The following is a 21737-nucleotide window of genomic DNA, read 5'->3' on the forward strand; positions in this document are numbered from 1 at the left end:
ATGCGCTGATGGCCCGACGGGTGGAACCGCTGACGCTCGCCAATCTCGGTGAGCTTCCGGTGCCGTGCCGTGACTGTGTGTTCTGGCAACTGGACCCGGTGGCCGCGCGCCAGGCGGCCCGGGACGGTGACACCGGGCTGGAGAAGGAAGCCTGGCTGTCCCAGTTGCTGCTCGACTGGGGGACCGCCGGGATCGTTCTGTACGTCGACGACGAGCCGGCCGGGTTCGCGGTGTACGCGCCGGCGACGTACCTGCCCCGGATTCAGGCGTTTCCGACCGCGCCCGTCAGCCCGGACGCCGTCGTCCTCGCGACCGGCCGGATCCGCCCGCGGTACCTGGGACTCGGGCTCGGGAAGATCCTGGTCCAAGCGGTCGCCAAGGACGTCCTGAAGCGCGGCTTCCGGGCCGTGGAGGCGTTCGGGGACTCGCGGTGGGACGGGCCGGGCTGTGTCTGGCCGACCGACTTCCTGTGCGCGGTGGGCTTCACGGTGGTACGAGAGCACCCACGCAATCCGCGGCTGCGGCTGGACCTGCGTTCGGCGATCACCTGGCGCAGCGAGATGGAGGCCGCCGTCGAGCGCCTGATGGGCGCGATCAGGCCGGAGAAGGCCCCGGCCGGGCCGGTGACGGTTCGCGATGCCCTGAGATCAGGCCCGGAGTAGCCAGTGGTGTGGCGGGCGCTGGCCGACGTGGTGATGATCGCGCACGGTGCCTTGCTGTTGTTCTTCGCGATCGGCGCGTTTCTTGCGTGGCGCTGGCCGAAGCTGATCTGGGTCCACCTCGGCATCGTGGTGTGGAACCTGGTGATCGTGCTGGTCGACTTCGGCTGCCCGGTGACGGCGACCGAGAAGTTCTTCCGCCGTGAAGGCGGCGAGAGCGTGTACGCGGGCGGCTACATCCAGCACTACCTCAACGGCTGGCTGTGGCCCGACGGTGCGACGCCGGTCGCGGAGAAGGTCGGGTTCGCCCTGGTGGTGATCGGGTACGTCGGATTCTTCGTCGTACGGCGCCGTACGACGAAGCTCAGGGGCGAGTCAGTGGGACCCCGGACGTGAAACCCCGGAGTCGTCCCCATACTGGAGGGGTGCCCATCGACGAGTACCTGGCTGCGCTGAGCAAGGAACTCTGGGGGCCTCGGCGCCGCAAGGCGGACCTGCTGGCCGAGGCCCGCGACCACCTGACCGACGCCACCGAGGCCTTCGAGGCGGACGGGCTGGACAGGTACGACGCGGAGAAGCACGCGGTGGCCGAGTTCGGGACGCTCGAGGAGGTCGCGCCGGGCTATCGGGCCGAGCTGGCGGTCAGCCAGGGCCGGCTAACCGCGATGCTGCTGTTCGCGTCGTTGATCGTCCAGCCGCTCATCTGGCGGCAAGGAGTCTGGGCGTGGAGTCAGGACGCGCCTACCAGGTCCCCGCTGAACGACTTCCTCCAGGACCTTGTGCGGGGCGTCGGATCTGTGGTCATAGCTGGCGCCGTGCTGGCTGTCCTCGCGGCCGGCATCGGGATGCGCCACCCGGTCGTCCGGGACCACGTCAGCCGCGTCACCGGGATCTTCGCGCTTGTCGGTGCGACGGCGGTCGGCCTCATCAGCCTCGCGATGCCGGTGAGCAGCCAGAGCCCGGTCGGATCACTCGACCTCACCGTCGTCGTCGGCTTTGTCGTCCTGCCGCTGTTCCTGGTGGCGTTGCACGCGGGACGCTGCCTACGCCTGGCCCGGGCGTAGCACGCCTTCCACCACCGCGCGGAACGTCAACCACTCCTGCTTGCCTGAGGCAAGCATCTTCGTACCGGCGCCGGTGAGCTGATACGTACGGCGTTTCCGCCCGCCGACCGTGCTCCATTCGCTGGCCAGGTAACCGGCCCGCTCGAGCCGCCGGAGCGCCGGGTAGAGCGTGCCGGTGGGCAGATCGAGCTCACCGCCGCTGCGCTCCAGCAACGCCTCCATGATCGCGTAGCCGTGCAGCGGTTCGTGCTCGACGACCGCCAGGATCATCGGGTCCAGGTGTCCACGCAGCGCATCCGCCTTCATGTAGCCAGTCTACTCATATGCCTGCTACTGTCGAGAGGCAACATGTAGCCAATCTACTTATCAGGGATTCACTATGACGATGGACACCGAGATCCGACAAGCCGCCCGGCCCGGTCTGCTGCACCGGGTGTCCGGGTGGGCGATGCGGCACGCCGGCCTGGCGCTCCTGCTCTGGGTGCTCGTGCTGGCGGCGGTCACCGCGGCGGCGACGGTGGTCGGCGCCACCTACAAGAACGACAACTCGTTGCCGGGCACCGACTCCCAGCGGGTGACGGACATCTTCACGGCGCACCAGCCGAAGGGGGACACGGCCTCGGTCCAGCTCGTCTTCCAGGCTGACGGCGGCCTCGACGCGGAGAAGTCGCGGGTCGCGTCGATGCTCGCGGTGGTCCGCGGGCTCCCGCACGTCGTCTCGGTCGCCGACCCGTTCGCCGGTCCGGGTGCCATGTCGACAGATCGACGTACGGCGTATGCGACGGTCGGACTGGATGTCGCCGTGGCGGACATGCCGGTGGACGACGTCCGGACGATCATCCATCGAGCGCAGGACTTCGCGCGGCCGGGGTTCCAGGTCGAGGCCGGGGGAGATCTGGCCCGGAACGCTGCCGAGAGTTCGGGTGGCGCGTCCGAGGGTGCGGGAATCCTGGCTGCGTTGGTGATCCTGGTGTTCCTCTTCGGATCGTTGCTTGCGGCAACGCTTCCGCTGTTGACCGCGGTGTTCGCGGTCGGCAGCACGGTCGCGTTGCTGATGCTCGCGTCGCACCTGTTCACGGTCCCGGAGTACACGACGCCGGTGATGATGCTGGTCGGGCTCGGTGTCGGCATCGACTACGCGTTGCTGATCTTCTCGCGCTATCGCCACGAGTTGCTGAACGGCGAGGCCGACGCGAAGGTCGTTGCCCTGGACACCGCGGGCCGGTCGGTGATGTTCGCCGGCTGCACCGTCGTCATCGCGCTGCTCGGCCTGCTGGCGTTGGGACTCGGTTCGCTGCAAGGCGTGGCGCTCGGGGTCACGTTGACCGTGCTGATGACGATGCTCGCTGCCGTGACGTTGCTGCCGTCGTTGCTGACGCTCTTCGGGAAGCGGATCGAGCGGAGCGTGCGCAAGCATGCCGCGAAGCAACGGCGTACGCCTGGCGACGGTTGGCGGAAGCTGGCCGGCGTTGTGCAGCGTGGGCCGTGGGTGCCGTTGGTGCTCGGCGTTCTCGCGTTGGTGGCGTTGTCGCTTCCGGCGTTGGGGATGCGGCTCGGGTTCGCGGACGCGGGGACGGACGATCCGGCGAAGACGAGCCGGAAGGCCTACGACCTGTTGGCGGAAGGCTTCGGGCCCGGGTTCAACGGTCCATTGGTCGTGGTGTCCGAGGGGGATCAGGCTGCGGCGCAGGCGCTCGGGCAGACGTTGGCCGCTGATCCCGGGATCGCCGCGGTGACGCCGCCGCAGGTGACGCCGGACGGCAAGATCGCCACGGTGCTGGCGTTCCCGAAGTCGGCTCCGCAGGACGCGGCGACGAGCGACCTCGTGCAGCGGTTGCGCGACGACACGTTGCCGACGTTGGAGTCACGGACCAATGCGACGTACTTGGTCGGTGGGTCGACGGCAGCTGCGGACGACTTCGCTGCCGCGGTGAGCAAGCGGCTGCCGATCTTCGTGCTGGTCGTGGTGGGCTTGTCGGCGTTGCTGCTGATGGCTGTGTTCCGGTCGGTGCTGATCCCGTTGAAGGCCGCCGTACTCAATCTGCTCAGCATCGGCGCCTCGCTCGGGGTGATCACACTGGTGTTCCAGCAGGGCTGGTTCGGTGCGCAGTCCGGACCGATCGAGGCGTTCGTCCCGGTGATGATCTTTGCGATTGTGTTCGGGTTGTCGATGGACTACGAGGTCTTCCTGGTGTCCCGGATCCACGAGGAGTGGCGGCGTACGGGCGATGCACAGGTCGCGGTCCGGGAAGGGCTGGCGACGACAGGCAGCGTGATCACGGCGGCGGCCGCGATCATGATCGTGGTCTTCGGCGCCTTCCTGCTGAGCCCGGACCGGATGCTGAAGCAGTTCGGCCTGGGCCTGGCGACCGCCGTACTGCTCGACGCACTCCTGATCCGCTGCGTCATCGTCCCAGCAGTACTCCGGCTACTCGGCAACCGCGCCTGGTGGCTACCGAGCAGCCTCGACCGCGCCCTCCCGAAGATCGCACTCGAAAAGGAGTAGCCCATCACTCGGTGGCGGCGACTCCGATCTTGTGGCCCTGCGCGTCGGCGAACACACCGAAGCTGGTGCCCGGCACGTGCCGAGCCGGCTGGACGATATGTCCGCCCAGCCCCTCGGCGCGCGCAAGAGTCGCTGCGACATCCTCGACGGCCACGAAGAACAGCACCTCGTCCTCGGCGGTCTGCCGCGGGCTGATGGCGACGTACGGGCCGCCCTCGGCTCCGGTGTCGATGAACGTGTATCCAGGAACCGCGCCCTCGGACGCGACCTTCCACCCGAACAACTCCGCGAAGAACTCCCGGGTCTTGTCGGGATCCGCCGACCTGATCTCGGCATGAACGACTGGATGCGCCATGAACCCTCCCTGAACAGTCCCGGTGCCCGCCAGTCGGCCGATGGTGTGCAAGCTCGACAGGTAGAGCACCAGCGAGACACCGTACGCACGAACACAATCACGCTCAGGTGCACTACCCAGCCACGGGACACCTCCTGTTCAGAATGCATGCGCCGCCCTTCACCGCTTGGGGCGAGGTTGCGGTCGGCTGCCGAAATCCACGACTCGAGGACGGCGGGTGCCTGAACGCCGGTCGGGGGTTCGCTGGGTCGGCGCAGCCGGCTCGTGTGTTGTAGGAGCTGGTTAGACCGTGAGTTGGCCGAAGCGGAGCATGCCGGTGGCGGCGTCTTGTTCCGGGGGGAGGTAGACACGCTGGATGGCGACCACGATCGCTTCGGCGATCACGTCGCGGAAGGCCGGGTCGGCCAGGCGGGCGGAGTCGTGCGGGTTCGTGACGTACCCGATCTCGAGGCGCACCGCCGGCATCTTGGTCCGGCGCAGCAGATCCCAGGTCTTGGCGTGGGTGTGGCAGTTCAGCAGGTCGGTGCGGGCGACGATCTCGCGTTGCACCAGGCCGGCGAACTGCTCGCCGACGCTCGACGTGGCGCCGTGCAGGTCGTTGCCGTAGAAGTACGTCGCGACGCCCTGCGCGGCCGGGTTCATTGACCCGTCGGTGTGCAGGGAGACGCACAGGTTCGCGTCCGTCTCGTTCGCGAACGCGGCCCGGGCCAGCTCGTCCGGCCCTTGATCGCGCCCACGCGACAAATACGCCCGTACGCCGGTGGCGCCGAGCCGACCCTCGATCCGGGCGGCCAGGTCGTACGCGATGTCGGACTCGCGCAGGCCGTAGCCCTCCCAGCCGTAGTCGAAGCCGCCGTGACCCGGGTCGATCACCACGGTCTTCCCGGACAGCCGCGGGCCGGCGGCGCGGACGGCTTCCCGCGCGCGCAGTGCGTCCGGACGGCCGCCGGTAGCCATCGGCCGGATCCGCTGCAGTGCCTTGAACGTCGACGGCCCACAGGTGCCGTCGGCCGGCAGACCCATGTTGCGCTGGAACTCGGTCACCGCGCGCTGCGTGTCCGCGGCGAAGATCCCGTCGATCCGGGCGACCGCGAACCCGAGCTCCTGCAGTTTCGCCTGCAGGCTCAGGACGTCGTCACCACTCATCGGGTGCGACGGGACGTACGTCAGCAGCCGGTCGCCCAGCCGCCAGCGCGCGTCGTCGATCGCCCGGTACGTCTGCGGGCCGACGATCCCGTCGATCATCAGCCCACGTTCCTGCTGGAATCCCCGGACGGCGTTCGCGACCGCTTCGTCGTAGACGTCGTGGCCGCCGGTCAGCAGCCCGAGCCGTTGCAGCTTGCCGACGATCTCGGCGACGGCCTCACCGCTGTCGCCGATCCGGTAGACGCCGTGCGGGGATTCCATCAGTCACTACTCCTTGCCGTGCGGCGGGTGGTGCTCAGGCCGTGCTGCATCAGGCGGTGAAGTCGGCCAGCTCCTTCAGCAGCGCCGCCTTCGGCTTGGCGCCGACGATGGACTTGGCCAGCTCACCGTTTACGTAGACGTTGATGGTAGGGATACCGGTAACCCGGTAGTTGCTCGGGGTAACCGGGTTCTCGTCCACGTTCATCTTCAGGAACGTGATCTTGTCGCTGTGGTCCTGCGCCAGCTCTTCCAGGATGGGGGAAACCTGGCGGCACGGGCCACACCACTCGGCCCAGAAGTCGACCAGGACCGGCTTGTCGCTCTTCAGCACCGTAGCGTCGAACTCGGCGTCGGTGACAGCGTTCATCTTCTCGCCCACGGGCGTATCTCCTTCAGGTGGTGGTGTCAGGTCAGACAGAGACGGGCTGGGTGGCCGCGGCGGCGGCAGCGGTCGCCGCGTCCTCGAGGGTGGCCAGGAAGCGCTCGGCGTCCAGGGCGGCCGCACAGCCGGTGCCGGCCGCGGTGATCGCCTGCCGGTAGGTGTGGTCCACCAGGTCGCCGGCGGCGAACACGCCGGGCAGGTTGGTCTCGGTGCTGTTCGGCTTCACCAGCACGTACCCCTCCGCGTCCAGCTCGACCTGGCCCTTGACCAGCTCCGAGCGCGGGTCGTGGCCGATCGCGATGAACAGACCGGTGGCCGGCAGCTCCCGGGTCTCGCCGGTGACGGTGTCCTTCAACGTCAGGTGGGTGAGCTTGTCGTCACCGTGGATCTTGTCGACCGCGGAGTTCCAGTGGAACTCGATCTTGTCGTTGGCGTACGCGCGGTCGGCCATGATCTTCGAGGCCCGCAGCTCGTCGCGGCGGTGCACCAGGTGCACCTTCTTCGCGAACTTGGTCAGGAAGGTGGCCTCCTCGACGGCGGAGTCGCCACCGCCGACGACCGCGATCTCGTGGTCACGGAAGAAGAAGCCGTCACAGGTCGCACACCAGGACACACCGTGCCCGGACATCCGGTCCTCGTCGGGCAGGCCCAGCTTGCGGTAGCCCGAACCCATCGCGAGGATCACGGCCTTGGCGCGGTGCTCGGTGCCGGCCGAGTCGGTGACGACCTTGATCTCGCCGGTCAGGTCGACCTTGGTCACGTCGTCGGCCACCAGTTCGGCGCCGAAACGCTCGGCCTGCGTACGCATCTCGTCCATCAGCGCCGGGCCCATGATGCCCTGCGAGAAGCCGGGGAAGTTCTCCACCTCGGTGGTGTTCATCAGCGCGCCACCGGCGGTGACGGAGCCCTCGAAGACCAACGGCTCCAGTGCCGCGCGGGCGGCGTACACCGCGGCGGTGTAACCGGCCGGGCCGGAGCCGACAATGATGACGTTGCGAACTGTGTCGCTCATGCAGGCGTTCCTCGTGTCGTCGAGACAGTGACGTCGTACTCAACGGATCCTAGAGGCCGACCATTCCCCGGAGCCGGGTGGTGGGGTGGGACCGTGTGAATACGGTACCCATCGCCGGGCCGCCGTACCGCATTGCCGCACGGCGCGTGGACTCAGCGGTTGCGCAGCGTGACTGTGGTCTCGAAGAACGAGGTGGCTACGCCGCCGGGGGCGCTACATCCGGTGACCGCGAAGACCTGGACCTCGCCCGGCCCGGAACCCTGCAATCCGATGATCGTGGCCCGCTTGCCGTCGATCTTGGCGGGCTGGACCAGCCGCACGTTCGAATTCGCCTGGCCGGTCGCGAACGACCGGGCGCACGACTGCTCGTCGGCAGAGCCGTGCATGATCGAATTCGGGGTGTGATCCAGCCACCGCTGGGTCGACGGACCGATGTCCTTCGTGCTGACCGCCACCGCGTCGGCCGGCGGGGTGTTCGGGTCGGCGGAGGCGGAGCCCTCGTTTGCCTGGTCCTTGGTGGCGATCACCACGCCGACGCCGAGTGCGGCGATCAGCACCACACCGGCCGCGGCGCCGAGCAGCTTCGGCAGGTGCCGGCGCGGCTCCTCACGGATCTGGGCCAGCGAGTGCACCCCGACGGTGGACGCGCGCAGCACCGACTCGGACACGATCACGGCGTCGAGGTGCTCGGCGACGTCGGTCGGCATCGGGATGTCGCTGCGGCCTTCCTCGGCCAGGTCGGTGGTCAGTTGCAGAAGGGCGTCGTACGTCTGCTGGCACTCCGGGCATGCCTTCACATGCTCACGAGCGCGGTGCGCCTCGGGGGCAGGCAGCAGGTTCTCGATCAGGTCGGCGATCGTGTCCGTGTCCAGGTGCTCGAGGTGCTCACTGGTCGGCAGACCGGGATCGGTCATCAGGGGCTCGCCTCCTCACGGGAGGTGCGCGGGGTGGTCATATGAAGCTCCGGTCGAAGGCGTCAGTCGTCCGGTCGCCAGAGGCAGGCGACTTCGCTAGGACGGGGAACCGGGTCATTCGGTTCCCACCGCTTCCGCGGCGGATTTCTCCGGTACGTCGGTCTGCCGGGTCGTCTGCCAGTGACGCAGCAGCGGGAGCAGCTTGGCGCGACCGCGGGCGCAGCGCGACTTGACCGTGCCGGGGGCACAGTCGAGGATCGCGGCCGCCTCCTCGATCGAGTACCCCTCCATGTCGACCAGGACCAGTGCGGCGCGCTGGTCCTCGTTGATCTGCTTCAGCGCGTTCAGCACGTCCAGCCGGCGCTCCCGGACCTCGGCCGGGTCGTCCTCGGCCGGCCCGGCCAGCTCTGCGGCGCGGTCCTCGTCCTCGGGCAGCGGGTCGGCGGCACGCACCTGACGGCGGCGGATCCGGTCCAGGCAGGCGTTCACCACGATCCGGTGCAGCCAGGTGGTCACCTTCGCGTCCCCGCGGAACGAGTCGGCCCGCCGGAACGCCGAGATGAATGCCTCCTGGAGCGCGTCCGCCGCCTCTTCGGGTTCGCCGAGGGTCCGGATCGCGACCGCCCACATCCGGTCCCGGTGCCGCTTGACCAGGAACCCGAACGTGTCCGGGTTGCCGGCCACGTGCATCCGCAGCAGCTCGTGGTCGTCCAGTTGGTCGTAGCTCACCGGTCCGCCCGCCTGACCGATCGCTGCGGCAGGCTGGGCCGCGCCCTGCGGGACCGGCGCGTCCGCGCCGATGCGCGGGACGTCCGGCCGGGGCGGCGGATTGCCCGAGTCCACGTGAGCGGTCATTTCTGGATCGTGACCTCCGAGATCGTGCCCCGGTACTTGCCGCCGTCTTCCTTCGGAAGCTTCGTCAGCCAGACGAGCACGTACTGCGTCTCGGTCGGTGCCGAGGGCGTCAGGGTCACCGTACCCTCAGGCTGGTTCTCCTGGGTGGCAACCGGCTTCCAGCCGTCCGTCGCCGTCGGCGCCGAGCCGCCGTCGCTCTTCGGGACCATCAGTTGCACGCTGGTGCCGTCGCCCTTCAGCGCGACCAGCACCTTCGACACATCCGTGGGCGAGCCCAGGTCGTAGTAGATACCGACACCGGGCTTCTCGCCGCCGAGGTTCGGCCGGCTGTACGACATCGTCGTCCAGGTCGTGGTGGCCTTGCCGTCGTAGGTGTTCGCAACGTCGTCCGGGTGCTCGTTGCCGTTGCCGTCCGGGTCGAAGTCCTTGGCGCTCGCGATCGTCGCCTTCCCGCCGGTGGTCGCCGACGGGGTGGTGCTGGTCTGCGGCGGGGCACTGTTCTTCGTGCCGCCGTCGCCGCTCTGGTCGTTGTTCATCGCGCCCTTGAGCAGGAACTGCGCCATCGCGATCACCGACAGCAGGGCCAGGATCGCGAGCAGGATCAGGATCCGGCCGCCCCAGCCGCCCTTGGCCTTCGGCTCCTCGTGCCGGCGCCGGCCGTTCCCGTTCGCGGGCGGCGGCTGCCGGCGTAGCGGACGGGTGTCGGTGGCCGGGCTGTACGCCGCTTGTGGGGGCTGATAGCCGTTCTGCTCCGCGTCGTACGTCGATTGCGGGGTCGGGTCGATCGCCGGCGGCGGGGCCTGCGGTACCACCTGGGTCGCGTCGTCGACGCTGCCGTTCTGGCGGGCGACCTGGACGGTCGCGTCCATCTGGTTCGGCGGCTCGTGCGAGCTGCCGACGACGCCGGACAGCGCCGCGGACAGGCCGGCCGCGCTGGTGATCGGCGGCGCGTGGTGCCGCGGCGGGTCACCGAGCAGGCGGTCACAGATGTCGTCCAGGGAGCGCGGTACGCCGGCGCGCACCTGGCGCGGGCTCAACAGCCGGCCGTGCTCGACGGGCGCGGGCTGCATGCCCCAGGCCGGTGCCGGACCGGGCCAGCGGCCGGTCAGCGACGCGTAGAGCAGTTGGCCGAGGGAATGGACGTCCTCCTCGGGCGAACCGGCACCGGACGACCGCAGGGCCGCCTCGGTGGCGACACCGATGACCTTGATCGCGCCGGCGTCCGTGATCACCACGGTCGCCGGGCTGATCGCACCATGCGCGTAACCGGTGCGATGCAGGTTCTCGAGGGCCTCGGACACCTCGCGGGCCAGCCAGCCGGCCTGCTGTCCGGTGAGCGGTCCGCTGTCGAGCATCCGCTCCAGCGTCCGGCCGCCCGCCCACTCGCGAACGCAGTACGTCACGCCGTCGTGCATGTCGCAGTCGAGCACCCGCAGGAACCGCGGGTCGTTCGCCGCGGCGGCCCGGCGGGCGGCGTCGAAGAGCAGATTGGTCCGGGGGTCACCGACCGGCAGGACGTCGACGACGACCGCGCGGCTGAGAACCTCGTCCACGGCACGCCATACCCGGGCACCGTCGATCTCCGCGAGCAACTCGGCGATCCGGTACCGCCCGGCCAGGAGGGCACCAGGACTCACGGTCTGGTTCGACACGGTGTCTCTCGCCCTCCTTGATGCCCAGCGGCCTGATCGCAGGCCCCATGTTAGTGCCCCACCGACCGCACGGGTGGTGCACTAACGCACAAGCGGTTCGGATCAGCGGCGGATCGGCAACTTCGATGTGACCATGGACACCACGTCGTTGACCTCGTGAATACGGAGTACCCGGGACACGGCGGCGTACACCGGCAGCATCACGGCCGCCGCGGCTGCCAGTTGGAGGATCGCACCGAGGGGTCCGGACCAGTCGATCGCCAGGCTCAGCAGCCAGAGCACCACGCGGCCCGCACCCGCGCCGGCCACCGCGGCGATCACCATGGCGAGCAGCGGCAGCCCGATCCCCGCGCCCGGAACCCGCGGCACCCTGCGCCGCAGGACCGGCCGCGAGATCAGTACGGCGACCAGGTACGCCAGCGCATAGGCCCCGCCGAGCACCACACCGCTGAACCGCAGGTGCGCCTGGTCCAGCAGGACCCGGACCCCGATCACCGCTGCCGCGATGTTGGTCGCCGCGATCACGCACTGCAGGAAGAACGGCGTACGGGTGTCCTCGAAGGCGTAGAACGTGCGGAGCTGGAAATACTGCACGGTGAACGGCACGATCCCGAGCGCCAGCGTCATCAACGTGTACGACATCAGCGTCAGGTTGTTCTTACCCGAGCCGTACCCGGCGATGATCGTCACGATCGGATAGGCGAACGCGATCATCGCGGCCGCCGCCGGTACGACGATCGCGAGCGTCTGCCGGATCGACCGCGCGGACATCCGCCCCACCTCGGCGGTGTCCCCGTCGGCCGCCAGCGCCGACATCTGCGGCAGGGCCGCGGTCGCGAGCGACACCGTGACGATGCCGTGCGGCACCAGGATGATCAGCATCGCGGTGCTGTACGCGAACAGACCGGCCTTCGCGCCGGGATCACTCGAGGCGCTACCGGCGATCGCGAGCTGGGTGACGACGACCAGCGTCACCTGGTTCACGGCGACGAAGAGAACTGTCCAGGTGCCCAATCGGGCAGTGTGTCCCAGACCGGTTCCGCGGAGGCCGAACTTCGGCTTGTAGGTGTGGCCGCTCGCCTTCAGATAGGGCAGCAGCACCAGCAGCTGTACGGCGATACCCACCGTGTGCCCGAGGCCGAGCAGCAGCTCCTCGCCGTGGCTGTACGTCGGCGGGTTGTCGCCGACCCGGTAGATCAGCAGGAAGACCACGATCGACGCGCACGCGACGATGTTGTTCGCGATCGGCGCCCACATCATCGGACCGAACCGGCGACGCGCGTTCAGCACCTGCCCGACCAGCACGAACGCGCCGTAGAAGAAGATCTGCGGCAGGCAGAGCCGGACGAACATGATCATGTTCGCCTTCTCGGTCACCCGGGACGGGTCGTGCAGCTCCTTCGGCAGGTACAGCTCGGCGATCGCCGGTGCCAGCAGTACACAGGCCACCGTGACGACTGCGAGGACGACGAAGCCGAAGGTCAGGATCCGGTTCGTGAAGTCCTGACCGCCGTCGTCGTGGTTCTTGATCGCGCGCACCAGTTGCGGGACCAGCACGGTGTTGAAGACGCCGCCGGCCAGCAGGATGTACAGGCTGTTCGGGATCGTGTTCGCGGCGGTGAAGATGTCGCCGCGCAGCGCCGTACCGATGGCGGCCGCGAGCAGGGCGATCCGGATGAATCCGAGCAGGCGGGACAGCACCGTTCCGGCTGCCATCACCGCCGCGGAGCGCAGGGTGCGGTCAGCCATCCTTCGAACCGACTCCTTCTTTCAGGGACGCATCCGGAGCTTCGGGTACGCCGTTCGCCTCGGGGCGATCGTGGGCGGGATCAGCGGTCGTGCTGTCGGTGCTGCTGTCGGTGCTGCTGTCGGTGGCGGCCGTGGTCGCGGCGGCCGTGTTGCGGCGCTCGGTGCGGACCCGGCGGTAGATGCGGACGAACGACGTACCGAACAGCAGCGCGCAGGCGGCGCCGACCAGGATCCAGCCGACGCTGCCGTACTGGCTGGCCTGGATCAGCAGCTCCTGGGGCTTGCCGACCGGCTTGCCGTCCGCGTTGGTCACCTGCGCGCTGGCCCGGATCAGGCCGTTCTGCTCGGCGCTCGCGGTGATCCGTGGCGTCCACTTCTGACCGGGGCCGAGGACGGCGGTCGGCAGCCGCTTGATCTTCAGGTCGGACCGGTTCGCCGAGCTGACCACGATGCCGACCCGGACCGACCAGTCGGTGTCGTTGGTGATCGTCAGCGGGAACGTGCCCTTGCTGCCGGCCAGGTTGACCTTGATCTCCTTGCGCAGCCCGCGGTCCACGCTCGCGTTGACCAGGTGCACCTTGCCGAGCTGCTGGTTGGCCGATCCGAGCTCGATCGCGGCGAAGCGGCGGGCCTCTTCCGGGTACCCGTTCCAGCCGGAGGAGGTGGACCGCAGCAGCGCCTGCGTCATCACCTCCGGCAACGCGTTCCCGTCGACGAGCAGGTTCTGCATCGTGGTGGTCGCTTCGTCGAGCTGCTTGATGCCGTCCAGCTGCGTTTCGGTCAGTACGCCGTTCGTCTTCGCCGCGGCCGGTGCCCTGGTGGTCAGCGGTTTCGGGTTGGCAGCCACCACGCCGGCCACGTCGGTGGCCTTGATCCACGGAAGCGACAGACTTCCCGCGAGCGCGGTGGTCGCGAGGCCGTCGCTGTCCCAGCCGCGAGGCGGTGCGACGACCACCGACGCGGCGCCCTTGCCGCCGGCCGCGATCAGCGCGGTCACGGCCGCGAACCGTTGCCGGACCTGGAGCGGGCTCTCGGCGGTCTCCGGATCCGGGCCACCAGTGGTCAGGGAAGAGTTGGCGATCACCGTGCGGACGATCTGAGCAGGGCCTTCGGGCGTGTGGACGTCGTACACGGGGGAGGTGGTCAGCACCGGGCGGGTCGCGGCCGACCACGACGAGCTGCTGACCAGGTTCAGATCGTCGGTGGTGGCGCCGGTGAAACCGCCGGATGCCGCGCCCAGGTAGCGGCCGGCGGCCGCGCCGCCCTCGAGCGACAGCCCGTTGGTGAAGCCCGGGGCCAGTTCGCCTCCGGACCGTTCGGTCTTCGTGCGGGCCTGGGCAACGAGCTTCTTCAGCGGGTCGCCGGCGTCCAGGAGACCGGCCACGTCCGGGTCGCCGTACGGCAGCAGCACGACCTGGTTGCCGCGGGCCCGTCCGGCGTCGAACTCCTTGAGCCAGGTGGTTGCGACAGCCTGTCCGGTCCCGGGCGTGGTCTGGCCGTTCTCGCCGACGACGACGTACCCCTTCGCCAGCTGCCGGATCTCGTCGAGCATCGCCGGGTCGACCAGCCAGGTGACCTGGTGCTGCCGGCCGAGCGCGAGCAGCCGGCCGAGTGATCCGGCCGGAGCCAGCGACGTGGCCAGCGAGTCGTTGGCGAAGTTCTTGCCGCCGAGCTGGGTCGGGCGATGCCGCAGCGGTACGACGAGCGCGGTGTTGACCGGGCGGGTCAGCGGCTCCTTGCCGAGCACCGGCATCAGGGTGCGGGCCCGGCCGGCCATGATCCGCGAGCTGTTCGGCGGCTGCCCCCGGAACGCGACGCCGACGACGTACACGCCGGTCTGGTCGTTGATCCGCCATTCCTTCCACGGCACCGTGAGCGTGAAGTCGACTGTTTCCTTCGGCGCGAGCGGCTGGTCGAACGGCTGGAAGGTCTGCTCGTCGCTGGTCAGGTTGCGGCAGCTGTCGCGCTCGCTCATCGGGATGTTCTGCTCGGTCGAGATCGCGTCCAGTGCCGTCGTACTGGCCAGGCGGGTCCGGTCGATACAGGCGAGCGCCTGCGGTTCCTCGAACGTCACCGAGCTGGTGTTCGTCACCCGGCCCTTGATCACGACCGGCTGGCCGGGCTTCGGCGCGGTCGGGCCGAACGAGTCGATGGTGACCTGGACCGCGGGCTCGTCGGCGGGCGCCGCCTCGGCGGGAGCGCCCAGAGTCGCTGCCGAGGCAGCAACCACAAGGCAGGCCCCCGCCATCGCGGAGAGCCTCAGTCGCCGTCTGAACACGCCGTCACCGTAACCTAGTTCCCCGTGTCACCCTTTGCCGACCAGTCAGCCTCCGCCGGATCGTTGCCCGCCGTACAGCGGCGAGCAGTCCAGGCCCTGCTGGAACTCGCTCCAGTGGTCGACGAACTGGGCCACCGGTTCGCCGACGCGGGCCACGAGATCGCCCTGGTCGGCGGTCCTGTCCGGGACATTCTCCTCGGCCGGGGGAGCAAGGATCTCGACTTCACCACGTCAGCGCACCCGGACGTGATCGAGCGGTTGCTGTCCGGCTGGGCGGACCATGTCTGGGACATCGGCAAGGCGTTCGGCACCATCGGTTGTCGTAAGGGCGAGTGGGTCCTGGAGATCACGACGTACAGGTCGGAGATCTACGATCCCACCTCGCGCAAGCCGGAGGTGTCGTACGGCGACAGCCTGGACGGCGACCTGGCCCGCCGGGACTTCGCGATGAACGCGATGGCGATCCGGTTGCCGTCGCGGCAGTTCGTCGATCCGTACGGCGGGATGGAGGACGTCGCGCACCAGCGGATCCGGACCCCCGGTACGCCGGAGGACTCGTTCTCCGACGACCCGCTGCGGATGATGCGGGCGGCCCGGTTCGCGGCACAGCTGAAGTTCACGCCCGACCCGGCCGTGGTGACGGCGATGACCGCGATGGCCGACCGGATCACGATCGTGTCCGCCGAGCGGGTCCGCGACGAGCTGGAGAAGCTGATCTGCGCCGACCACCCGCGGGTCGGGCTCGATCTGCTGGTCTCGACCGGGCTGGCCGAGCACGTGCTGCCCGAGCTGCCGGCGCTGCAGCTGATGAAGGACGAGCACCATCGGCACAAGGATGTGTACGAGCACTCACTCACCGTCCTCGATCAGGCCATCGATCTGGAATCTCGTCTGTCTGTTCCGACGCCCGATTTCGTCGTTCGGTTCGCGGCACTGATCCACGACATCGGGAAACCGAAGACGCTGAAGTTCGAGGGCGCGCGGAAGGTGACGTTCCACCACCACGACGTGGTCGGGGCGAAGCTGGCGCGGAAGCGGATGAAGGCGCTGCGGTTCAGCAACGAGCAGATCGAGCAGGTCAGCAAGCTGATCGAGCTGCACCTGCGCTTCCACGGGTACGGCGACGGCGAGTGGACGGACTCCGCCGTACGCCGCTATGTCCGCGACGCCGGCGACCAGCTCGAGCGGCTGCACATCCTGACCCGCGCCGACTGCACCACCCGCAACCGCCGCAAGGCGGAGTCACTCCGTGCCGCGTACGACGACCTGGAATCCCGCATCGAGCGCCTCCAGGAGCAGGAGGAACTCGACGCCCTCCGCCCCGACCTCGACGGCAACCAGATCATGCAGATCCTCGGCATCTCCCCCGGCCGCGAAGTAGGCGAGGCCTACAAGTTCCTCATGGAACTCCGCCTCGACCAGGGCCCCCTCGGCGAAGACCAGGCCCGCGAAGCCCTCCTCCACTGGTGGGCCGAGCGCACCTGACCGTTTGCGGTCAGATCGGTTGGCCGGAGAGGCTTGCGTAGGCCTTGGTGATGGTGGTCGCTGAGGGATGGTGTGGGGCGTACGTCGTGGTGCCTGTGGCTGTTGTGATCGATGCGACGGGGAGCGCGGGGTCGATGGAGTTGGTGAGGTAGGCGGCGTCGTACGTCGGGAGGTCGGCGAGCGGGATCGGGGCTGTGTCGAAGGACTCGAGGCCGCGTTGGAGGACCTGCTGGCGGATGCCGGGGAGGGTCGGCGCGGTGGGGAAGACGAGGTGCGGGCCGCGGGCGAAGCAGATGTTCCAGATGGAGGCTTCGGAGAGTTCGCCCGTTGCGGTGTGGAAAACGGCGTCGTCGTACCCGGCCTGCTTGGCGGCGCGGGCGTAGTACGTGAGGTCGAACGTGCCGGTGTGCTTGAGGTGCGGGACGGCGCGTTCGTGTTGATAGGCGAGCAGGCGGAGCGGTTGGGTGCCAGGAGCCACCGGCGGGCCGACTCGGGTCAGTAGGTGGAGCTCGTCGTCGGCGAAGACGTTCACGCGGATCGACAGGTCGCCGGAGCCCGCCTGGTCGAGCGCTGCGCGCAAGTCGGCGCGGACACGGCCCTCGGGGAGCGGCCGGCCGAAGACCTCCCGCGTACTGCGGTCCAGACGCTCGAAGTGCAGGTCCAACCCGTCGACCCGACCGTCGCGCACCTGCATCGAGGTGAAGTGACCGTACGACGTTGCTCGCAGCAACCTCGGGTCGATCGTCGGTAACAGGGCGCCGTCCAGCAACAGGAAATCGCTCACGACGTCTAGTCTCGCGGTGTGGACGTGTGGAGCATCATCGGGTGGGGCGGATCCGCGCTTGTCGTGTGGTCGTTGCTGCAGACCCGGATCCTTCGGTTGCGGATCCTGAACCTGATCGGCTGCGTGATCCTGGTCGGGTTCAACGCGGTCGTCGGCGTGTGGCCGATGGTCGGTATGAACGCGGTCCTCGCGATCATCAACGTCGTACATCTCTGGCGACTGCTGCGGCACCGGCACGACGAGGCGGAGTACCAGGTGCTCCCGGTGAACGCCGCCGACGCGTACCTCGGCTACATCCTCGAGCGGCACCAGAAGGACATCACCCGGTTCAACCCCGGCTTCACGCTCCCCACGAGCCCATACGCGTTCCTGGTCCAGCACGGCGACCGCACCGTCGGCGTTGTCCTCGCCCACGACGCGGGCGCCGGCCGCGCACAGATCGATCTCGACTACGTGGTGCCGAAGTACCGCGACTTCACCCCGGGTGAGTTCGTCTACCGCCGCAGCGACGTCTTCACCGACCAGGGCTTCCACCAGGTCATAGCCCCACCCCGAATGCGCGACTCCACGCCGTACCTCAAAACCCTGGGCTTCCGCCGCGAAGGCGAAGACCTGGTGCTGAACCTCTAGAGATCCTTGGCGTAGCAGAGGGAGACGACCTCGTTTTCGAAGGGCGGGTACGGCGGGGTCGGCTGGTACCCGTGGTTGGTGTAGAGGGCGATCGCCTCGACCTGCTTGGTGCCGGTTTCGAGGCGGAGCCTGGTGAGGCCTGCTGTTCGGGCCTGCTGTTCGACGACCTCGAGGAGCATGCGCGACAGGCCCCAGCCGCGGGCCGACGGTACGACGTACATCCGCTTGATCTCGCCCAGCCCGGGCCCGACCGGCTGTAGGCCGACGCAGCCGACCGGTGTTCCTTCCAGTGCCAGGACCGTGAAGGTGATGTCAGGATGCAGGCCGACAAGCGGCTGGTCCTCGCCGTACATCGCTGCCAGTTCGGCCTGTTGCGCGGTGGTCAGGGCCAGCACCTCCGCGTCGGTCGGCGGCGCTGCTCGCAGTTCCACTCCCTCGATCACCATGCCATAGGACGGTAGCAACATGGCATGACGCTCCTGTTTCCGTCTTCTCTCCATGGTCTGATGGGTGAGTGAGGACGTTGGAGGAGATCGCGGCCGGCGTACAGGACGGTGCGCTGGATCCGGTGCAGCTGGTCGAGGACGCGCTAGAACGGGCCGCCGACACGGCGGACCTGAACGCGATCGTGCACCTGGACGTCGACGGTGCGCGGAAGGTGGCCGCCGCGCACACCCGGACCGGTGCGCTGGCCGGCGTACCTGTGCTGGTGAAGGAGATCATCGAGGTCGGAGGCCTGCCGTACCGCTGCGGATCCGCGTCCATGGACGAGATCGGGCAACAGGACGCGGAAGTCGTACGCCGGTTGCGTGCTGCCGGGGCGATCGTGATCGGGCTGAGCCACACGCACGAGTTCGCCTACGGCTGCACAGGTACGTCGAACCGCGTCGGACCGTGCCGGAATCCGCACGACCCGTCGCGGATGACCGGTGGATCGAGTTCGGGATCCGCTGCTGCCGTCGCGGCCGGTGTGGTGCCGCTCGCGCTCGGGACGGACACGGCGGGCTCGGTGCGGATCCCGGCGGCGTTGTGCGGAGTCGTCGGCTTCAAACCGTCGTACGACACCTTGCCGACCGATCGGGTCTTCCCGTTGTCCCAGAGCCTCGACCACGTAGGCGTCCTGACCCGCACCGCAGCAGACGCCGCATACGCCCTGAGTGTGCTGGCAGGTATGGGATCTGCGACTACCCGCAGATTCCGCCTCGGAGTGGTGACGAACTCCGAGTACCTGCAACTGAGTCCTGAGGTCCGCAGTGCCTGGGCTGCTGCGCTGGCGGGACTCGACGCCGTCGACGTGCGGCTCCCGGACTGGTCGCACAGCTTTTCGACCGCAGCCAACCTCCAAGGACCCGAAGCGGTGGCCAACCACCGCGGCCGCTCACGGGACCGGTACCAACCCGACGTACGTCAGCGTCTGATCGAAGCGGCACAGGTGAAGCCGGAGGACTATCGACGAGCACAGGAAGACGCAGCCCGGATCACCGCCGAGCTCGATGCGGTCTTCCAGCACGTCGACGCCGTACTCACCCCGACAGTTCTCACCACCGCGCCGCCGTTGACCGCGGCCGATGTCGACGTACGCCGGCAGCTCCTCAACAACACCCGCCTCGCGAACCTCACCAGGCCCGCGGCCGTCAGCCTCCCGATTCCAACCGACGGCCTGCCCGTCGGCCTCCAGGTCATTGCCGCAAGCAACGAACAGACGTCCGCGGTCGCCTGCTGGATCGAGGCTCAGCTGTAGATCCACCAGGCTTCACCAATTGGCCGGGATGCTCGCCCAGCGCCACGACTCGACCACTGAGAGAGGCGGGTGTCCAGATGTGGAGTTGGGCCGTGCGCGAAACGGCTCGGTTGTGGCAGGTTTTAGACATGAACCTTCGGATCGGCATTGCCGGGATCGCTATCGAGTCCAGCACGTTCTCGCCTCACCGGGCCGGCCTGGCCGATTTCGACGTACGGCGCGGTGACCACCTGCTGGAGCGGTACGACTTCCTCGGCAAGGACTGGGCGCAGGGCATCGAGTGGGTCCCGCTGCTGCACGCGCGGTCCCTCCCCGGCGGAGCGGTCCTGCCGGAGGTGTACGACGACCTGTCCGCCGAGATCATCACGCGCCTCGAGGACGCCGGGCCCTTGGACGGGTTGTTCTTCGACATCCACGGCGCGATGAGCGTCGTCGGGCGGCAGGACGCGGAGGCCGACCTGGCGACACGGATCCGTTCCGTGCTCGGTCCCGAGGTCCTCGTGTCGGCGTCGATGGACCTGCACGGGAACGTGTCCCGCGAGCTCGGTACGGCGGTCGATCTGATCACGTGCTACCGGATGGCGCCGCACGAGGACGCGATGGAGAGCCGTGAGCGGGCGCTGCGCAACCTGGTCGAGCGGTTGCGGTCCGGACTCGGGAAGCCGGGGAAGGCGTGGATCCAGGTGCCCGTGCTGCTGCCGGGCGAGAAGACGTCGACGCGGCTCGAGCCGGCCAAGTCGATTTATCGGCGCGTGGGCGAGATCGCGGACGAGCCCGGCGTACTGGATGCTGCTGTATGGGTCGGGTATGCGTGGGCTGACGAGCCGCGGTGTCGTGCGGCCGTGGTTGTCACGGGCGACGACCACGCACGGATCACTGAGCGTGCCGCCGAGTTGGCCAAGGCCTACTGGGACGCCCGTGACGGATTCGCCTTCGTCGCGCCGACCGGGACGCTGCAGGAGTGCGTCGCTGCCGGACTCGCGAGCGATGCCCGGCCGTTCTTGATCAGCGACTCTGGTGACAACCCGACCGCCGGTGGCGCGGGCGACACGTCGTGGACGCTCGGTCAGCTGCTCACGATCGAGGAACTGACCTCCGGCAAGGCCACCGCGATCCATGCCAGCATCGCCGACGCCGAGGCGGTCGCCGCCTGTGTCGCGGCCGGTGTCGGGAACTCGGTCGAGGTCACCGCGGGCGGCAAGGTCGACTCCGGTCCCGCTGGTCCGGTTGCGCTGTCCGGCACCGTTTTCTCGATCTCCGAGGATCCCGTCGGCGGCACGGTCGCGGTCGTGCAGGTCGGTGGGCTGCACTCGATCCTCACGACCCGCCGCAAGCCGTACCACCACCTAGCCGACTTCACCCTCCTCGGCCTCGACCCCGCGGCCACCGACCTGGTCATCGTCAAGATCGGCTACCTGGAACCGGAGCTCTACAACCTCGCCGCCGACTGGCTCCTGGCCCTCACCCCAGGCGGCGTAGACCAAGACCTCCTCCGCCTGGGCCACCACGCCGTACTCCGCCCCCTCTTCCCCTTCGACCCAGACATGACCGACCCAGACCTGAAGGTAGAACTCCTGCCATCGGCCTGATCGCGCCTTGGAGTGAGCGGTTGGGGAGGGTTTTCTACCCGTATCGGGCAAGAAACCTCCCCAACCCACCGCGTTACAGCTTGCGGAGGAGGTAGAGGGCTTCGATCGAGTGGTCGACGAGTTCGTTGGCGGTGTACGGGCGGTCGGACTCGGGGAGGCCGGACCATTCGATCGCGAGGTCCTCGACGTACGACAGCCACGCGTGGATGCGGAGGTACTCGCGGGCCGCGGGTTCGTCGGCGACCTCGGGGGTGTCGAGGTAGGTGAGGACGCGCTTCGTCAGGCCCGCGCGCGTCTCGTCGTACACCTCGACCGCGAAGTCGTCGCCGCCGGCGGCACCGCGGACGAACGAGATATATGCGGTACGCCGACGTGCGATGAAGGCGACGAACTGGACCAGCATCTCGCGGAGCTGCTGCTCCGGCGCCAGCGTCTCGTCCGGTTTCGTGACCCGGAGCAGGCGACGGCCGGCCGCGGCGATGACGGCCAAGTAGTAGTCACGCTTGCTCGGGAAGTAGTGGAACAGCAGCCCGCGGGAGATCCCGGCCTCGGCGGCGATCGCGTCGACCGACAGCTCGTGGATCGGTTGGTCGCGAAGCATCATCAGGCCGATTCTGACCAGTTGCTTCTTGCGGTCCTCCGCTGACAGTCGGTGATCCATGCCATTGAGCATTG

The 21737-nt window shown here is 68.7% G+C and carries 21 protein-coding genes; 8 read left to right on the forward strand and 13 right to left on the reverse strand.

Features of this window, described 5'->3' with window-relative positions:
• The first annotated feature begins 8 nt into the window (after window positions 1-8).
• The 3 genes from EV651_RS08610 to EV651_RS08620 are packed head-to-tail and all read left to right on the forward strand — an operon-like array spanning window position 9 to window position 1723.
• The gene (locus EV651_RS08610; RefSeq protein ID WP_133783852.1) at window positions 9-662 is read left to right on the forward strand and encodes a GNAT family N-acetyltransferase; all 654 of its coding nucleotides are present in this window, start codon (window positions 9-11) and stop codon (window positions 660-662) included.
• 3 nt (window positions 663-665) lie between these two features.
• A complete protein-coding gene (locus EV651_RS08615) occupies window positions 666-1055 on the forward strand; it encodes a DUF2784 domain-containing protein (protein WP_133783854.1) in 390 nt (129 codons plus the stop codon).
• Window positions 1056-1084: 29 nt separating this feature from the next.
• Window positions 1085-1723, forward strand: coding sequence for a permease prefix domain 1-containing protein (locus EV651_RS08620; RefSeq protein WP_133783856.1), 639 nt, complete (start codon window positions 1085-1087; stop codon window positions 1721-1723).
• On the opposite strand, the gene EV651_RS08625 is transcribed toward EV651_RS08620, so the two are convergent.
• Window positions 1703-2029 carry a PadR family transcriptional regulator gene (locus EV651_RS08625; protein WP_133783858.1) on the reverse strand — a complete coding sequence of 109 codons (327 nt, stop codon included), beginning with the start codon at window positions 2027-2029 and terminating at the stop codon, window positions 1703-1705. The genes EV651_RS08620 and EV651_RS08625 overlap by 21 nt on opposite strands.
• A gap of 79 nt (window positions 2030-2108) precedes the next feature.
• Between EV651_RS08625 and EV651_RS08630 the strand changes: the two genes are divergently transcribed.
• Window positions 2109-4229 carry an MMPL family transporter gene (locus EV651_RS08630; protein WP_238156748.1) on the forward strand — a complete coding sequence of 707 codons (2121 nt, stop codon included), beginning with the start codon at window positions 2109-2111 and terminating at the stop codon, window positions 4227-4229.
• Window positions 4230-4233: 4 nt separating this feature from the next.
• Here EV651_RS08630 and EV651_RS08635 read toward each other — a convergent pair whose 3' ends face one another.
• The 9 genes from EV651_RS08635 to EV651_RS08675 all read right to left on the reverse strand — a co-directional run bounded on the left by EV651_RS08635 (window position 4234) and on the right by EV651_RS08675 (window position 14833).
• Complete coding sequence (locus tag EV651_RS08635) at window positions 4234-4584, reverse strand: VOC family protein (protein WP_133783862.1); 351 nt, start codon at window positions 4582-4584, stop codon at window positions 4234-4236.
• A 282-nt stretch (window positions 4585-4866) separates the two neighbouring features.
• Window positions 4867-5991, reverse strand: coding sequence for an N-acetylmuramoyl-L-alanine amidase (locus tag EV651_RS08640; protein ID WP_133783864.1), 1125 nt, complete (start codon window positions 5989-5991; stop codon window positions 4867-4869).
• 49 nt (window positions 5992-6040) lie between these two features.
• Window positions 6041-6370, reverse strand: a complete 330-nt coding sequence (trxA, locus tag EV651_RS08645; RefSeq protein ID WP_133783866.1) for a thioredoxin — start codon at window positions 6368-6370, stop codon at window positions 6041-6043.
• 31 nt (window positions 6371-6401) lie between these two features.
• On the reverse strand, window positions 6402-7385 hold the full coding sequence (trxB, locus tag EV651_RS08650; protein WP_133783868.1) for a thioredoxin-disulfide reductase: 984 nt from the start codon (window positions 7383-7385) through the stop codon (window positions 6402-6404).
• A gap of 152 nt (window positions 7386-7537) precedes the next feature.
• Complete coding sequence (locus tag EV651_RS08655) at window positions 7538-8299, reverse strand: anti-sigma factor (RefSeq protein ID WP_133783869.1); 762 nt, start codon at window positions 8297-8299, stop codon at window positions 7538-7540.
• A gap of 114 nt (window positions 8300-8413) precedes the next feature.
• Window positions 8414-9154, reverse strand: a complete 741-nt coding sequence (sigM, locus tag EV651_RS08660; RefSeq protein WP_238156749.1) for an RNA polymerase sigma factor SigM — start codon at window positions 9152-9154, stop codon at window positions 8414-8416.
• On the reverse strand, window positions 9151-10806 hold the full coding sequence (locus EV651_RS08665; RefSeq protein WP_133783871.1) for a protein kinase family protein: 1656 nt from the start codon (window positions 10804-10806) through the stop codon (window positions 9151-9153). The genes sigM and EV651_RS08665 overlap by 4 nt, the downstream gene beginning before the upstream one ends.
• A 102-nt stretch (window positions 10807-10908) precedes the next feature.
• Window positions 10909-12555 carry a murein biosynthesis integral membrane protein MurJ gene (murJ, locus tag EV651_RS08670; RefSeq protein WP_133783873.1) on the reverse strand — a complete coding sequence of 549 codons (1647 nt, stop codon included), beginning with the start codon at window positions 12553-12555 and terminating at the stop codon, window positions 10909-10911.
• Window positions 12548-14833: a hypothetical protein gene (locus tag EV651_RS08675; protein WP_133783875.1), complete on the reverse strand. Its 2286-nt coding sequence runs from the start codon at window positions 14831-14833 to the stop codon at window positions 12548-12550. Before EV651_RS08675 ends, murJ begins: the two co-directional genes overlap by 8 nt.
• Window positions 14834-14857: 24 nt before the next feature.
• Here EV651_RS08675 and EV651_RS08680 point away from each other — a divergent pair, with 24 nt between their 5' ends.
• Window positions 14858-16318, forward strand: a complete 1461-nt coding sequence (locus EV651_RS08680) for a CCA tRNA nucleotidyltransferase (RefSeq protein ID WP_370352318.1) — start codon at window positions 14858-14860, stop codon at window positions 16316-16318.
• A gap of 10 nt (window positions 16319-16328) precedes the next feature.
• Here the strand turns inward: EV651_RS08680 and EV651_RS08685 are convergent, their stop codons facing one another.
• Window positions 16329-17102 carry an aminotransferase class IV gene (locus EV651_RS08685; protein WP_166658541.1) on the reverse strand — a complete coding sequence of 258 codons (774 nt, stop codon included), beginning with the start codon at window positions 17100-17102 and terminating at the stop codon, window positions 16329-16331.
• A gap of 18 nt (window positions 17103-17120) precedes the next feature.
• Between EV651_RS08685 and EV651_RS08690 the strand changes: the two genes are divergently transcribed.
• A complete protein-coding gene (locus tag EV651_RS08690; RefSeq protein ID WP_133783879.1) occupies window positions 17121-17732 on the forward strand; it encodes a YgjV family protein in 612 nt (203 codons plus the stop codon).
• On the opposite strand, the gene EV651_RS08695 is transcribed toward EV651_RS08690, so the two are convergent.
• Window positions 17729-18178, reverse strand: a complete 450-nt coding sequence (locus EV651_RS08695; protein WP_166658542.1) for a GNAT family N-acetyltransferase — start codon at window positions 18176-18178, stop codon at window positions 17729-17731. The genes EV651_RS08690 and EV651_RS08695 overlap by 4 nt on opposite strands.
• Before the next feature lie 68 nt (window positions 18179-18246).
• Between EV651_RS08695 and EV651_RS08700 the strand changes: the two genes are divergently transcribed.
• Together EV651_RS08700 and EV651_RS08705 are read left to right on the forward strand one after the other, a co-directional pair.
• Window positions 18247-19473, forward strand: a complete 1227-nt coding sequence (locus tag EV651_RS08700; RefSeq protein ID WP_133783883.1) for an amidase — start codon at window positions 18247-18249, stop codon at window positions 19471-19473.
• 128 nt (window positions 19474-19601) lie between these two features.
• Entirely contained in the window at window positions 19602-21062 is a 1461-nt protein-coding gene (locus tag EV651_RS08705) for a M81 family metallopeptidase (RefSeq protein ID WP_202870226.1), read from the forward strand.
• A gap of 73 nt (window positions 21063-21135) precedes the next feature.
• Here EV651_RS08705 and EV651_RS08710 read toward each other — a convergent pair whose 3' ends face one another.
• The gene (locus EV651_RS08710) at window positions 21136-21723 is read right to left on the reverse strand and encodes a TetR/AcrR family transcriptional regulator (protein ID WP_238156750.1); all 588 of its coding nucleotides are present in this window, start codon (window positions 21721-21723) and stop codon (window positions 21136-21138) included.
• Between the last annotated feature and the right edge of the window lie 14 nt (window positions 21724-21737).

This window comes from Kribbella sp. VKM Ac-2571 (assembly GCF_004362255.1).
GTDB lineage: Bacteria > Actinomycetota > Actinomycetes > Propionibacteriales > Kribbellaceae > Kribbella > Kribbella pratensis.

Bases quoted from the DNA above. Each gene is read 5' to 3' on its own strand.
- EV651_RS08610 (WP_133783852.1), top strand. From the start codon at position 9: ATGGCCCGACGGGTGGAACCGCTGACGCTCGCCAATCTCGGTGAGCTT.
- EV651_RS08625 (WP_133783858.1), bottom strand. From the start codon at position 2,029: ATGAAGGCGGATGCGCTGCGTGGACACCTGGACCCGATGATCCTGGCG.
- EV651_RS08630 (WP_238156748.1), top strand. From the start codon at position 2,109: ATGGACACCGAGATCCGACAAGCCGCCCGGCCCGGTCTGCTGCACCGG.
- EV651_RS08635 (WP_133783862.1), bottom strand. From the start codon at position 4,584: ATGGCGCATCCAGTCGTTCATGCCGAGATCAGGTCGGCGGATCCCGAC.
- EV651_RS08640 (WP_133783864.1), bottom strand. From the start codon at position 5,991: ATGGAATCCCCGCACGGCGTCTACCGGATCGGCGACAGCGGTGAGGCC.
- trxB (WP_133783868.1), bottom strand. From the start codon at position 7,385: ATGAGCGACACAGTTCGCAACGTCATCATTGTCGGCTCCGGCCCGGCC.
- EV651_RS08655 (WP_133783869.1), bottom strand. From the start codon at position 8,299: ATGACCGATCCCGGTCTGCCGACCAGTGAGCACCTCGAGCACCTGGAC.
- sigM (WP_238156749.1), bottom strand. From the start codon at position 9,154: ATGACCGCTCACGTGGACTCGGGCAATCCGCCGCCCCGGCCGGACGTC.
- murJ (WP_133783873.1), bottom strand. From the start codon at position 12,555: ATGGCTGACCGCACCCTGCGCTCCGCGGCGGTGATGGCAGCCGGAACG.
- EV651_RS08695 (WP_166658542.1), bottom strand. From the start codon at position 18,178: ATGGTGATCGAGGGAGTGGAACTGCGAGCAGCGCCGCCGACCGACGCG.
- EV651_RS08705 (WP_202870226.1), top strand. From the start codon at position 19,602: ATGAACCTTCGGATCGGCATTGCCGGGATCGCTATCGAGTCCAGCACG.
- EV651_RS08710 (WP_238156750.1), bottom strand. From the start codon at position 21,723: ATGGATCACCGACTGTCAGCGGAGGACCGCAAGAAGCAACTGGTCAGA.